This window comes from Alistipes sp. AF14-19 (assembly GCF_003461645.1).
In the GTDB taxonomy this organism is placed as follows: domain Bacteria; phylum Bacteroidota; class Bacteroidia; order Bacteroidales; family Rikenellaceae; genus Alistipes; species Alistipes shahii.
Map to the genome: position 1 here is coordinate 1 of NZ_QTXM01000003.1, position 14012 is coordinate 14012.

The following is a 14012-nucleotide window of genomic DNA, read 5'->3' on the forward strand; positions in this document are numbered from 1 at the left end:
AGGAACCCTGCAAGGTATTCGTCGAAGGTCTGCAACAGCAGGCGGCAGTCGTCGCCCATACCGAGGAAGGCGTTGCGGACTTTTTCGGCCGTAACATACGAATCACGGTCGCAGAGCCGCTGGTACTGCTTGCCGATATTGGTCTTGATATTTTCCAGTTTTTCATTGAGACGCTGAGCTTCGAGGCTCTTACCGGAAGCCTTGTTCGCCTTGGCATCCCAAAGGGTGGAGCGAACGGTGAGTTTGCAGCTGAACTGCGACATCGTACCATTAATCGTGATACGACCCATGACGGGAACCTGACCATGTTTTTCCGACTGCCTTTTCACATAGAAAAAGACTTTGAAAGTGCTGCGTTGCATGATAACCTGAACTTTGTGGATTTGTTAAACGTTAAGTCAGGTTATTTGTTATGCGGAAATCCAACACAATAAGCTGAAAACAAGCACTTTAGTGTAAACCAAAGCATTTCGGGCAGGTAACGGATAAGTAACACAACTCACCGTTAATCCTGCCCGAATGTGCAATTCTATTGCTCGGAGCATATGCAGAACAGGGAATTAAATACCTGTAAACAAGATATTTACTCTTTTCTGCGCTTCTCTTTACCTACAAATACCGAACCGATGATTCGGTCTGCCGCTTTTCACATTCCTGCGCCCGCAGCGTCAATCCCGGTTGACCGGGCCGTCTTTTCGTCCATACGGTCTCCGGATCACTGCACCAGCATCGCGTGCCGGTAACCGTCGGTCTTGTTCCAGTCGCCGCGCGTGAAGTCGGGAACGGCCACCGGGACGCTGTTGTGTTCGAGCGACATCGCCGTAAGGGCGCCGATGCACGACCATTCGGCCGCATCGTAGACATCCTGATCTAGCGGCAGGCCATGTTGCAGGCAATAGACCAGCCGGTAGTCCATGATGAAGTCCATGCCGCCGTGACCGCCGACCTCGCGGGCCTTGGCCTCGATGTCGAGGACGATCGGGTCTTTGTACCGCGCCATCAGCGCCTCACGCACCTCCTTCGACACGAAACGGTGGGCGTTCAGGTTCTCGTGGTCGGGCACGCCCGAATCCGCAAGCTGGTCGGGGTTGAAGGCATAGCCCTGAACGGGGTATTTGTTGGCGAATCCCTTCGTGCCGGTCAGCTGGTACATGCGGCTGTACGGACGGGGCGTGTAGACATTGTGTTCGAGCAGGATCGTGCGGCCCTTCTCGGTCTTGATCAGCGTCGTCGTATGGTCGGCGTTGGCGAATTCTTCAGCGCCCAGCTTCTCGCGGGCGAGTTTCAGCCCGTTGACCGAGCGGGTGTCCATCGCCACCAGGCAGTTCATCTTGTCGCCGCGGTGGATGTCGAGCAGCTGGCAGGCGGGACCGAGGCCGTGCGTGGCGTAGACGTCGCCGCGGTGATCCCGGTTGAATTTCAGACGCCAGCTGTCCTGATAGTAGTCCCAGAAAGCGTCGAGGTCGTGGATATACGCACCTTCGACATGGAGAATGTCCCCGAACAGTCCCTGCCGGGCCATGTTGAGCGTCGTCAGCTCGAAGAAATCGTAAACGCAGTTTTCGAGCATCATGCAGTGCCGCTGCGTCTTCTCGGCGGTGTTCACCAGTTGCCAGCACTCTTCAAGCGACGTGGCGGCGGGAACTTCGACAGCGACGTGCTTGCCGTGCTCCATGGCGTAAACGGCCATCGGGACGTGCAGCTGCCACGGGGTCACGATGTACACCAGGTCGATGTCGTCACGCTCGCAAAGCTGTTTCCAGCCCTCCTCGCCGCTGTACGGAGCCGCCTCGGGAAATCCGCGGCGCACGAGAATCGCCTGCGCGCTGTCCACGCGCTCGGGATAAAGGTCGCACAGGGCTTTGATCTCGACGCCGTCGAGGTGCGTGAAGCGTTCCACGGCCCCGGGACCGCGCATACCCAGCCCGATGAAGCCCACACGGACCGTCTCCATCGGCGCGGTTTTGAGTCCCAGCACCGATTTCTGGCCCGGTTCGCGCGCGGGCGTATCGAAGACGATCACGCCGTCGACCGTCTTCCATCCTTTCGATTCGCAACCGGAAAACAGGAGAATGCCTCCAAGGGCAGCCAGTAAAATGAGCAATTTCTTCATTAGTATGACAGATTGGTTAGTTTCGTTACAAAAGTATGAAATATTTTGAAATCTGCGCCCATTTGACTACTTTTGCCGTCGTAAAAATCTCATTTCATGTTTCGTAGATTCGCGGCGGTAATCCTATCGGCCATCCTGCTCTCGCCGGGGTGGCTCGGCATGACGGGCATGACGCTCCTGATCGGGTTCGTCCCGCTGCTGTGGGTGAGCGCGTCGTACGACGACACGCGCCGCTCGTGGTGGGGCATGTTCGGCTGGGCGACGCTCGCGTTCGTGCTGTGGAACGCCCTGACGATCTGGTGGATCTGGTACGCCACGCCCGTAGGCCCCCCGGCCGCCACGCTCGCTTCGACGACGATGAACATGATCGCCTTCATGCTCTTCCACACCGTTTCGAAAAAAGCCCCCAAAGCATTGGCCTACGTCACGCTCGTCACGGCGTGGATCACGACGGAATACTGGTACACCGTAGGCGACTTCTCGTGGCCGTGGCTCATCCTGGGCAACGGCTTCTCGCACGAAGTCTGGGCCGTGCAGTGGTACGAATACACGGGCGTTTTCGGCGGCACGCTGTGGGTGTTACTCTCCAACATACTGATTTTCGAAGCGTTGCAAGCCCGCCGCAGCACGCGCCGGTGGGCGGCGGCAGCCTGCTCCGTCGCGCTGCCGATGATCGCGTCGCTGTGCATCTGGCAGAGCTGGGAGCAGCCTGACGAGGGGACGGCACGAGTGAGCGTCATCCAGCCCAACGTGGACTGTTACGACAAATTCCACGGCGACACCCAACGGCAGGAGCGCAACATCGCGGACCTCATGGCGGAGGTCCCCGCCGGCGCGCAGTTCATCCTGCTGCCCGAGACCGCAGTGCCGGGCGACTACCTGGAACCCGGATTGAGCGATTTCTATTCGGCGGGCGAACCGGGCGCATTCTGGCAGGAGCTGACCGACTCGCTCCGCAGCCGGCACCCCGAAGCCCTGCTCATCACCGGAGCCGGCACCATTCGCCGCTACCCGGCCGGGGCGCAGACCGAGACGGCCCGCCCGGAACGTTTCGGCGACGGCTATTACGACCGCTTCAACACGGCCGTGGGGCTGGACTCCGCGGGCCGCATGCAGCTGCACCACAAAGGCCGGCTGGTGATCGGCGTCGAAAACACCCCGACGTGGGTCTTCGACGCGATGAAATTCCTGGTCATCGACCTGGGCGGCACGGTCGGACAGATAGGCAAGGGCCTGCACGGCACGGCTTTCGAGCACAACGGCGTCAAAACCGGACCGGCGATCTGCTACGAAGGGCTTTACGGCGACTTCTACGGCGGATTCGTGCGCCGCGGCGCGCAGTTCATGGCCATCATTTCGAACGACGGCTGGTGGGGCGACACGCCCGGTTACAAACACCTGTTCTCGATCTCGCGCCTGCGGGCCGTCGAACACCGCCGCGCCATCGCCCGCTCGGCCAACACCGGGAAATCGGGCTTCATCTCGGCCCGCGGCGACGTGGGCCAGACGCTCGGCTGGGAGCAGCGCGGCGTGATCACCGCCGAGGTCCCGCTCAACTCGGAACTCACCTTCTACACCCGCTACGGCGACTGCCTGGCCCGCATCTCCGAATACATCCTGCTGCTGTCGGTGCTCTACTACGTGGCCTACCGCTACAAACGCAGGAACCACCTCGTCAAATAAACCCCTTGCTGATATGAATTACACCCAGACACTCGAATTCCTCTTTCAGTCGCTTCCCGTCTTCGAAACCCAGGGCGCGACGGCTTACAAACCGGGATTGGAGCGCATCACCGCATTCTGCCGCCACATCGGAAACCCCCAGCGCAACTTCTTCACGATCCACGTCGCCGGAACCAACGGCAAAGGCTCCGTGGCGCACATCATCGCCTCGGTGCTCCAGCAGGCCGGATACCGCACGGGACTGTTCACCTCGCCCCACTTGCAGGACTTCCGCGAACGCATCCGCGTCGACGGCGAGATGATCCCCAAGCAGAAGGTGGTGAACTTCGTGGACAAGCACCACGACAAGATGGTCGAACTGGAACTGTCGTTCTTCGAGATGACCGCCGCAATGGCCTTCGACTACTTCGCCCAGAGCGACGTCGAGGTGGCGGTGATCGAAACGGGACTCGGGGGACGGCTCGACGCCACGAACATCATCGTGCCGATATTGAGCGTCATCACCAACATCGGACTGGAACACACCTCCCTGCTGGGCGACACGCTGCCGAAGATCGCCGCGGAAAAGGCCGGAATCATCAAAAAAAGCATCCCGGTGATCATCGGCGAGGCCGACGCGCGTTACAACGGGGTTATCGAACAGGCCGCCGCGGCCAACAAGTCGCGGGTGATCTACGCCGAACAGGAATTCTCGTGCGAGGAACACCACATGAAGGGCACGGGCCAGAGTTTCCGCCTCCACCGCTCGCGCGACGGAAGGGCGTTCGACGTGTCGCTCGACCTGCAGGGCAACTACCAGAGCCGCAACATCGTGACCGCCTCGGCGGCGGTCGACTTCCTGCACGAGGAGACGCCGCTCACCATTTCGCGCCGCGCCTATCTCGAAGGCATGCGCTGCGCCGCGGCCAACACGGCCCTGATGGGACGCTGGCAGACGCTGGCTGAATCGCCGCTCACGGTCTGCGACACGGGCCACAACGCCCACGGCATCGCCTACGTCGCCGACCAGCTGAAAGCCACGCCCCACCGGGAACTCTACTGCGTGATCGGCTTCGTACGCGACAAGGATCTGGCGCACATCCTGCCCCTGCTGCCGCGCGACGCCCACTACATCTTCACGCAGGCCCACTCCGAGCGCGCCCTCCCGGCCGCCGAACTGACCGCGAAAGCCGCAATCTACGGACTCCGCGGCGAGGCGGTGGAAGAGGTGACGGCCGCCGTGGCCCGGGCCAAAGAGCTGGCCGCCCCCGAGGACATGATCTTTATCGGCGGCAGCACCTACGTCGTCGCCGAAGCGCTGTAAAGTCCCGTTCATAAAAAAAGCCCGCTGCTCACGCAGCGGGCTTTTTCGTCATCGGAGCGCCCGGACGGCCACCCGCCCCAGCCGCAGCACGAAGGGCTGGCGGAAATCGGCCGTGACGACCCCGCCGGCCGAGTCGTCGGCCGGATTCTCGGGAATCGTGGCCATGACGGCCGAAGCGGGCGTCAACCGCACGGTGAGCCGTTTGTGCCCGAGCAGCGAAACCGGAAGCGGCACGCTGTACTCGGTGAATCCCAACGCGGCGTCGTACGAAAGGCGGCGCAGGCCGAGGTCTTTGATCACGGCGTCGTTGTAAACGACCGGCCGCAGTACGAAAATACGTCCGGCATCTATGAACGGCAGCCCGTCGACCGAATATTCGACCTTCCACTCCACGGGATAACCCCACGAACGGTTGATGTCGTAGTTGCCCGCAAGGAACGAGAAATCGAACGAGAGGCCGCGCCCCTCGACGCCTTCGGTCGAAGTCTCGACGACGATGGCTTCCGCACCGCTCATGCGGCCGCGGTTGTCGAACCGGAACCAGTCGCGGGTGTCGGAATCGAGCCGCAGGGCGGCGTTGACGCGCATGGCCTTGCCGTCGCCGTCCTGCGCATAGCGCGTGTCGTACTCCGTATCGAGCCGCATCCTGGCCCCGGAGGTCGTCGAGAGAAACCCCTCGCCCGCGTCGGGAAGGACACGGTCGCCCGCGACGCCCGACTTCGGGGAGCGGGGCGTGTAGCCCTGCTTCTCGAAGCGGATGGCGCCGTCGTAATTGCGGTCCCAGTTCCACTCGGCTACCACGACATAGGAGGAGGCCGTATCGCGCGGAATGGCGATGTCGCGCTCGTCGAGCGGACGGATCGCATAACGTCCCATGTCGCCTCCGTAACGACGCATCGGAGTATGGACCAAGACGCCCGAGACGGCTCCGACGCCGTGCGGAACGCCGCGGCCGTCGCGCCGCCACGCGCATTTGGTATTGACGAGCATGTAAATCGAACCGTTGTCGGCATCCTTGAGCAGCGACGCCCACCCGTCGGTGCGGCGCGACGGCTGATCGAAAGCGTTGAGCCGCGACCGCTGGACGCACGATTCGAATACGTTCGCATAGCATCCCTGCTTGCTCAAAAACTCCGTTCCGGCAAGCGTCACATAGGTATAGAGGTCCTCGTCCTTCAGGTCGGCGATGCGCCGCTCCTTCGCGGGCAGTGCGACGCCGCGTTCGAGCACCTCGACGTTCGCGGTGCACAGACCGTCGACCGTGTAGCGTTCGGGGTCCGTCTCCCCGGTCAGCGAACAGCCGCCCAGGTCGAGCCGCACGCGGTCGCCCCGTTCGAGGCGGTTTTCGTAGATGCCGGCGAAACGCAGCCTGAAGCCGTAACGGCCGTCCGGGCTTTCGACATAGGCCGTGCGGAGATTCTCGCCGAGATCCACCTTGTCCCAGGAGACATTGGGGTTGAGCTCCATGTTCTGCGAGCGGTAGTCGCTGACGACAAGGGCTTCGAGCTGCGTACCGGGAGCCAGCCGCACCGTGCGGCCCGCAGCCTCGGCCCGCAGCGCCGCGAAATCGTCGGCCCGCACGCCCGCGACGGCGGCAAGGCAGAGCAGGGCGGACATTGCCGTTCGAATCGTATGTTTCATAATCGGTAGGTTTTAGTTGTCGAACAAATCGTTGAGGACGCGCGCCAGCCGGTAGGCCCCGCGCAGGGCCTGGTCGACGGGCAGGGCGCCGTGTTCCCGCAGAAAACCCTCGTCGATGTCGTCGCCGGGCTTGGCCCAGTCGTAAACCACGCGGCAGCTGCGGGCGCACTCCAGCGCCCAGTCCGCAGGTGTGCCCTCGCCCACGGCACGCTGCTTTTCGGCGGGCCACTTGTCCAGTTCGCGGCGGAAATCCTCCTCGGTCCAGTCGGGATACTGGCGCGAAACCGAACCGTCCCAAACCCAGTGGTAGGTCACCTCCTTACCCTTGTATTTCAGGAGAAAGAAGTCGTAGTGCCGCGGGGCGTCCATGCCGCCCGGCAGATCGGCGAAATAGATGTGCCCCGGGCAGTGCATCTCGCCCACGAGGTGGATGACGTACTTGAGATTGACGTTGACCGTCGAATCGGAGAGTTCACGGTAGTTGCGCAGCCGTTCGATGGCGCGCGTGAGCTGGCGCACGGCGTCGCCGTCGCCGTTGGGACGCAGGGGTTCGGGCGGCACGCTGCCGTCCTTGTCGATGGTGACCATGTGCCAGTAGGTCGTGATCTCGTAACCGGGGGCCGTGCGGTAGCGGTCCATCCAGGTCGAATACTCGACGATCGACTGATCGAGGTAACGATCGAGCACCTGCCGGGTGCGGAGCGTGAGGTGCGCTTCGGCGATATAGGCGATCAGGCGGTGTTCACGCCCGCCCCACGCGAAGGCCGCCGTGCCCGCACAGAGCATCAGCAGCAGACAAATCAGTTTTTTCATGGCGTTCATTTTCGGTTGGCGTACTCCCGGAAGGCGGGATACAGGTAAGTGTCGTAGTTATGCGCAATGGTCCACGGAGCCGAAACGTTGTCGCTGCGCTCCTCCCCCGCGACCGTGCCGAACGTGCGGGTGGAAATCTCGTAGGTGAAGGGACCCCGGTAGCGGCATTCGGCAAGCAGCGTATGGTAGAACTCGCCCCACAGCCCCGCCCGCCCGATGGCGTCGGCATAGCCCAGCCGCCCGGCGTAGCCCGGCATCAGGTGGTCGTCGTTGATCCGTCCGTTCCAGCCGCGGTTGCCGTGAATGTGCAGCTGGCCGATGCGCGCACCGGCGGTACGGAGCCAGTCGACGACGGTCTTTCCGGGCTGTTCGCGCGTGAGATAGAGGTTGGCGTGGCCCGTGTCGAAAGCGATGCGGACTTCGTGCCGGTGGCTGCCCAGCGCATTGGCCTCGTCGACGGCCGCGGCGAGCACCGCGGCATCGGCGCCCACGCCGTAGGACATGTTCTCGACACAGACGTGCGCCCCGATCTCGTCGGCGACCGTCTGCAACTCGTGCAGCGACAGCGCGAGGCTCGCGGCCGAACTGCCGTCGCCGAAGGCGAGGGTCTGGTTGCAGTGAACCAGCACGTTTTTCGGCTTCAGGGGTGCGACGGCGCGGATCGCCCGCGTGAAGAAGGCCACCGAGGCGGCACGATCGGCGCCCGCGGCGCAGAGATCGCGGTTGCGCGCGGCGGTCGTCGATCCGTAGGGCAGGTGGATGCACCACACCTTGCAGCCGTTGGCGGCGAGCTGCTTTTCGGCGAAGGCGATGTCCCGCGTCCAGACCGACTCGTCGGACGAGAGGCTGGGGCAGATCCACGTCATGCCGTAACCCGGCGTGACGGTGTAGGTCGTCTCGTTGGCCATCGAGAGCACGGCGCTCGGACGCAGACGCAGGCGCGAGACATCTTCACCCGCGGCGGCGAGTTCGGTCGTGGGTTCGACCGTGACGCAATCGCCCGCATGGGCGTAGCGGCCCGTGCGGCGAACCTCCACGTCGTCGATCCAGAAGCAGTTTTTGACGTCGCGGATCACCGTGGGCATGAAGCGGAACGCACTTCCGGCAGCCACGGCCCCGAACGACATCCGCACCTGGTGCCACACGCCGGACGTCAGCTTCGCGGCGCGCAGCAGGACGGCCGTACGGGTGACGCCCTGCACCGACTGCGAAATGTCGGTCCCCGTCGCGACATCGACATCGACCGGCATGCCGTCGACCTCGCACCCCAGCAGCACGCCCGACTCGGCCATGCAGGCCACATCGCTCTCCATGCCCCGTTCGAGGCAGATGCGGAACGACAGTTCGGCGCAGCACGGTTCGCCGGCGGCGGCCATGCGGGGCGTCACCAGAATGCCCCGGTTGCCGTAACCGCCGACGTCGCCACCGCACAGGCAGCCGCGATATTCCGCGGCGTAGAAGAGCCGCTGCCAGTCGTAGAGTCCGCGGTTGCGCAGGTAGTCGCGGCGCACGGCGAGCGTCGCGCTTGCGGCAGGCGCGGAGTTATAGTCCGAGGTCTCGAAAAGCGCGCTGCCGGGCGTTCCGGCCCCTTTGGCGACATAGGCCGCCTCGGTCCCCGCCGATGTGGCCGGCGACGGCACGGAACTGCCGGCCCCGACACCGTAACCGCCCGTTTCCGCAGCATAGTCGCACCCCCAGACGCAGTTGTCGAAATGCTCGGCGAAGAGCAGGTCTTCGCCGGGAGCGTAATTCAGCGGCGCAAGGGTCTTCACCCCGCCCGCCGCGACGGCGCACGGACCGGGAATGTCCCAGGTCGCCGAGCGGTGGGCGCAGTCGGTGACGCGGACGGAGAGGCCCGACGCGTAATCGCCTGCGGGAACCGCCACGCAGAACTCCGTTCCGGAGGCCGCGGGCCGAACCCCGCCGCCCGTCCCGGCACAGTCGAGCACCACCCACGGCAGGTTCCCGAAATTGCCGTTCCGGACAATCTCCGGCGTCGCCGGATCGAACGGAAACAGGCCTGAAACGGCCCCTCCGGAGCGATCCTCGACGCGAACCGAAGCGATGTGCGCATCGCCCGCGAGCGGAATCCGCACGACGCCGCACAGCGGCGAGAGCGTCACGTCGGCCGCATCGCCCGTGGTCCGGACCGTGCCGTACATCGGGCATGCGGCGGCCTGCAGGCTGCCGCCCGAAACCGGAAACTGCGCGGGAGGCAGCACGAAGGCCCGCTTCGCGCGGCTGTAAGCATCGGCCGGGAAATGAACTGTATAAAGACCGTCCGCAGAGACATCGGCCCCCACGACCGGCACGCCGTCGGCGTCGAAGCCCACCGTGCGGGCCACGCCGTTGACCAATGCACGCGGCTCCCCGGACCAGTCCCAACGCATTCCGGACTCCCCGGCAGCCACCTTCAGCCGCAGGATCACCCCGCCGCCCGCAGGCGGACGGGGTTTGTCCCCGTCGTCCGCACCGTCCCCGCCGCAGCCCCCGAGGAGCAGCGGAAGGACGAGCAGGACACATACCGTATGACGGATCGCAAGCATGACGCTACCGGTAACGCAGGGTGATGACGCCCCACCGCAATTGGTTGTCGTAGGTCGTGGCGGCGCTGATCTCGGCGGTTTCCGTGTCGCCGTTCCAGACGAGCGGCAGCACGGTCATCACCTTGTCGTAGGGGCGTATGCGGACCATCACCCGCTCCCGGCCGAAGACCTCCGCGGGGAGGCGGAAGAGATGGTCGGTCAGTCCGATACCCGCCGAGGAACAGGTGTTGTAGCGGTTTCCGGCCAGCGAAGCGTCCCACCACGGCAGCGAACGCAGGTGCACGTAGTCGACGCCCGTGGCGGCGCTCGGGCAGAGCGTATAGCTCTGTCCCCCGTCGACGGAATACTCCACGCACCAGTGCGCCGGATAGGTTTTCGAGGTGGTGGCCGAAATGGTCCCCGCGGCGAACGAGAAGCCGAGGAGCATGTGCGAGCCGTTGAGCGAGGCGGTCGAAAACTCCATGCGCAGGCCGTTGTAACCCACCACTTCGTTCCCTTCCCAGCGATACCAGCCCTTCACGCCGGCCTTGACGAAATAAGCTTTGCAGGTGAGCGACGTTCCGAGCGAACCGACCTCCGGATTGTTGTAATTGCCCGTTCCTGCAATGGGCCAGGCTTCGGCAGCAGTGGTTTCGACGTGGTTTTCGCAGAACAGTTCGGCATTCGGCACGGTCTTGCCCGACGAGATGTCGTCCGACGGCGTGATCGACTCCAGCCGGTTATAGGCATACCGGCTGTTGAACTTGGCATAGGTCCCGAACGAGTATTTGTGAGGGTTGCCGTCCCATTCGGCAAACTCCGTATAGGCCGACTCCCCGGCCCATTCCATGCCGAAGCCCGACTCGTCGAGCACGCGGATCTGGTAGCGCCCCACGTTGCCGTAGCGCGGCAATTCGTTGTGCACCACGATGCCGTGGGTCGTGCCCGTCCCCTGCGGGACGCCCTGACCCGAACGCCGCCAGAGGCAGAGCATGTTGACCGGTGCGTAGATCGAATTTCCCGCGTCGTCCATCAGCAGCGACGCCCAGCCGTCCATGCGGTTGTTGTTGCCCGTCTGCGAGGCGTTGACATCGGACGAAAGGCTGTAATTTTCGTAAACGTTGGCATAGCTGCCCTCCTTGAACAGGAATTCGGTGTTTTCGAGCGAGACGAAGGTGTAGACGTCGTCGTCGGTCAGTTCCGAAATCCGGCGCTGCTTGACGGGAATCGCCTCTCCGGCAGCGCTTTCGACCATGTTTTCGCCGACCAGGCTGCTGATCGTGTAGCGCTCGGGATTCTCCTCGCGCGTGAGGACCGTGCCGCTGAGCGAGAGCGAGAGGCGCGTGCCGCGCGCCAGCACGTTGTCCTCCGGCGTGTCGAAGCGCAGGCGGAAGCCGTAGCGGCCGTCGGGGCTTTCGAGGTAGGCCGTGCAGTCGTTGACCGTCACGTCGACCTTGTCGTACGAAACGCTGGGGTTGGCCTCCATGTTCTTGCTGTGGAAGTCGCTGACGACGATGCCTTCGATCAGAATATCCTCGTCGACGGCCGTGCCTTCGGCCGTCGCCAGCGCCCGCACGTCGGCGAACGACACCTCGCGGCCGAACTCGTCGTCCTTGTCGGCCTGCGTGATGTAGAGGTTGGCCGAGAAGGTCTCCTCCCAGCCGTCGACGTAGCTCAGGTTGACGACCGCCTTGCAGACGTCGTCGCCCGGGTTGGGTTTCGTGTCGACGACCAGCATGCCCTGCTCGGGCTGCACGCTGCGAATCCAGTCTCTGGTCGGACCGACGTAGGCAGTCGCGACAGCGAAGTCCCCGAGCGGGATGTTGGTGTCGATCTCGAACTGGGTGAAGGTCTCGACGCTGCCGCGGATCGCCTTGTAGGGAGCCGGACATTCGAGCGACGGAACCACGCCGTACTGCTTGATGCAGACCGTGTCGGCCCGTGTGCCGCCGTCGAGCACGAAGCGCAGCTTGGCCATGCGGCGGAACGAATCGTTCTCCGTAAAGGTGACCGAAACCATCCGGTCGCCGTCGAATTCCGACCGGTCGACCGAAGCCCAGCCTCCGATGTCGTTGAGCGCCTCGACCCGGACCCGGCCGTTGGAATAAAGCTGTATCTGGGCGGTTCCGCCCGACGCCGGAACGAAAAGTTCGTGCTCGGCGGCCGTGAGTTCGCGCACGCGGATGGTTTCGGCGTCATCGACCGAGCAGCCGACGGCCGCCAGGGCCGCCAGGCCGCACACCGCGCCGTAGCGTAATATCTTGCAGGATTTCATGTTCAGGTTCTGTTTTGGGGTTATTTGTAATCGACCGTGATCGTGCCGAAGCGGATGACGGTGGTTTGTTTGCTGTTTTTACGGACCACCGAGGTCGGGATCAGCACGTCGGCGGAGGGATTGCCGCGAATCTGCGACAACAGGCCCGAGGCGGGCGAGAGGCGCACGACGACCTCTTCACGGCCGAAGGCCTCGGCGGGCAGACGGAAAATGCGCTGCTGGAGACCCATGCCGCAGTCGTAGGGCGTGCGCAGGCGGTCGGCATGGCCCGAGCCGTCGATCACCTTGTCCCACCAGGGCAGCGAACGCAGCACGAAGGTCTCACGGCCCGTGGCGGCGTCACGAAGGGGCTGGAACTCGCCGCCGTCGACCGCATATTCGGCCTTCCACTCCAGCGGGAAATTCCACGAGAAGTTGCCGTCCTGGTTGCCTGCGCCCCACTCGAAGGCGAGTTGCAGGGCCGTGCCGCGGGCTTTTTTGGTCGAGAAGGCGATGTAGAAGGCGTTCGAACCGACCATGCGCCCCATGTTGTCCCACTTGTACCAGTCGGGCACGGGAGCCTTGAAAACCACCGCACCGTTGCCGACCCATCCCTTGTTCTGCGTCCCGAGGGCGTTGTAGTCGCCGTCGACGTGCACGAAAGCGCCGCAGTCGGTCCAAAGATAACCGCGCGAACTTCCGGCGTCGTTGAGCACCCGGTCACCCTTCCGGCCCTCGGTTCCGAGGTTTTGGTAGCCGAGCAGTTCGAATTCGAGCGACGCGCCAGCCGAACCGTCGAGCAGCCACCCCGTGAGACGTTTCCACGGGGAGTTGCGCTTGCGGCTGACGCCGATGCCGCCCTCGTCGAGCGGGCGGATCGAGTAGCGCCCCATGTCGCCGCCGTAACGGCGCATCGGCGTATGGACCACCACGCCCGAGAGCGGCCCCATGCCCTGCGGCAGGGGTTTGCCGGCGCGGCGCCATGCACAAAGGGTGTTGACCAGCATGTAGATCGCACCGCCTTCCGAGTCGCGGACGAGCGACGCCCAGCCGTCCATACGGTTGTTGATGTCGTATTTGTAGTGGTGGAGTTCACCGCAGGATTGGGCGTAAGGCTCCCAGATGTTGGTGTAGGAACCCTCCTTGAAGACGAACTCCGCATCGCGCAGCGTCACGAAGGTATAGAGGTCGTCGTCGGTGAGCGTCGCGACGCTCCGCTCCTTCACGGGAAGATCCGCGGCCGTGCCGGGCGCGACCGAGAGGACGTTGAGCGCCTGCACGCCCGTCAGCGTCATGCAGTCGGGCGCGGCCGTGCGCGTGAGACGGCAGCCGTTGAGATCGAGGCGCACGCGGTCGTAACGGGCGAGCCGGTTTTCACTCGCCTCGTCGAAACGCAGGCGGATGCCGCAGCTGCCGTCGGCGGCCTCGACATAGACCGTGCGGTCGTTCTCCTCCAGATCGACCGAATAGTAGTTCAGGTTGGGATTCAGCTCCATGTTGGGGCTGCGGTAATCGCTGACGACGATGCCTTCGACCACCGTCGGGGCGGTCAGCAAGACCGACTTTCCGGGTTCGCACAGCCCGCGGAGCTGTCCGAACGGCCCGGCGGCCGCAGCCTGCCCCCAAAGGGGAAGGGCCGCGGCGGCGAGCAGGTATTTCAGCAGGTGTTTCATGGTTCGG

Annotated in this window: 9 protein-coding genes; 2 read left to right on the forward strand and 7 right to left on the reverse strand. The window is 63.9% G+C overall.

Features of this window, described 5'->3' with window-relative positions; translation table 11 throughout:
* A partial coding sequence (locus DWW03_RS03745) for an Arm DNA-binding domain-containing protein (RefSeq protein ID WP_259301975.1) occupies positions 1-362 on the reverse strand: 362 nt, incomplete at its 3' end.
* Between the two features lie 353 nt (positions 363-715).
* Positions 716-2113 (reverse strand): Gfo/Idh/MocA family protein, encoded by a 1398-nt coding sequence (locus tag DWW03_RS03750; protein WP_015546798.1) that lies wholly within the window; start codon positions 2111-2113, stop codon positions 716-718.
* Between the two features lie 96 nt (positions 2114-2209).
* Between DWW03_RS03750 and lnt the strand changes: the two genes are divergently transcribed.
* Together lnt and DWW03_RS03760 are read left to right on the forward strand one after the other, a co-directional pair.
* Positions 2210-3796 (forward strand): apolipoprotein N-acyltransferase, encoded by a 1587-nt coding sequence (gene lnt, locus DWW03_RS03755; protein WP_022062526.1) that lies wholly within the window; start codon positions 2210-2212, stop codon positions 3794-3796.
* 13 nt (positions 3797-3809) lie between these two features.
* Complete coding sequence (locus DWW03_RS03760; protein ID WP_015546800.1) at positions 3810-5099, forward strand: bifunctional folylpolyglutamate synthase/dihydrofolate synthase; 1290 nt, start codon at positions 3810-3812, stop codon at positions 5097-5099.
* A gap of 48 nt (positions 5100-5147) precedes the next feature.
* Here DWW03_RS03760 and DWW03_RS03765 read toward each other — a convergent pair whose 3' ends face one another.
* From DWW03_RS03765 to DWW03_RS03785, 5 genes are read right to left on the reverse strand one after another with little or no spacing between them, the layout of a single operon-like run.
* A complete protein-coding gene (locus tag DWW03_RS03765) occupies positions 5148-6740 on the reverse strand; it encodes a hypothetical protein (protein WP_147344286.1) in 1593 nt (530 codons plus the stop codon).
* Positions 6741-6752: 12 nt separating this feature from the next.
* Positions 6753-7553, reverse strand: a complete 801-nt coding sequence (locus DWW03_RS03770; protein WP_022061422.1) for a S1/P1 nuclease — start codon at positions 7551-7553, stop codon at positions 6753-6755.
* Between the two features lie 5 nt (positions 7554-7558).
* A complete protein-coding gene (locus tag DWW03_RS03775; protein WP_022061423.1) occupies positions 7559-10099 on the reverse strand; it encodes a sugar phosphate isomerase/epimerase family protein in 2541 nt (846 codons plus the stop codon).
* Between the two features lie 4 nt (positions 10100-10103).
* Complete coding sequence (locus tag DWW03_RS03780; protein WP_022061424.1) at positions 10104-12353, reverse strand: DUF5689 domain-containing protein; 2250 nt, start codon at positions 12351-12353, stop codon at positions 10104-10106.
* A 20-nt stretch (positions 12354-12373) separates the two neighbouring features.
* Positions 12374-14005, reverse strand: coding sequence for a hypothetical protein (locus tag DWW03_RS03785; RefSeq protein ID WP_022061425.1), 1632 nt, complete (start codon positions 14003-14005; stop codon positions 12374-12376).
* Positions 14006-14012: the final 7 nt, after the last annotated feature.

Bases quoted from the DNA above. Each gene is read 5' to 3' on its own strand.
- DWW03_RS03765 (WP_147344286.1), bottom strand. From the start codon at position 6,740: ATGAAACATACGATTCGAACGGCAATGTCCGCCCTGCTCTGCCTTGCC.
- DWW03_RS03780 (WP_022061424.1), bottom strand. From the start codon at position 12,353: ATGAAATCCTGCAAGATATTACGCTACGGCGCGGTGTGCGGCCTGGCG.
- DWW03_RS03770 (WP_022061422.1), bottom strand. From the start codon at position 7,553: ATGAAAAAACTGATTTGTCTGCTGCTGATGCTCTGTGCGGGCACGGCG.
- DWW03_RS03750 (WP_015546798.1), bottom strand. From the start codon at position 2,113: ATGAAGAAATTGCTCATTTTACTGGCTGCCCTTGGAGGCATTCTCCTG.
- lnt (WP_022062526.1), top strand. From the start codon at position 2,210: ATGTTTCGTAGATTCGCGGCGGTAATCCTATCGGCCATCCTGCTCTCG.
- DWW03_RS03760 (WP_015546800.1), top strand. From the start codon at position 3,810: ATGAATTACACCCAGACACTCGAATTCCTCTTTCAGTCGCTTCCCGTC.
- DWW03_RS03775 (WP_022061423.1), bottom strand. From the start codon at position 10,099: ATGCTTGCGATCCGTCATACGGTATGTGTCCTGCTCGTCCTTCCGCTG.
- DWW03_RS03785 (WP_022061425.1), bottom strand. From the start codon at position 14,005: ATGAAACACCTGCTGAAATACCTGCTCGCCGCCGCGGCCCTTCCCCTT.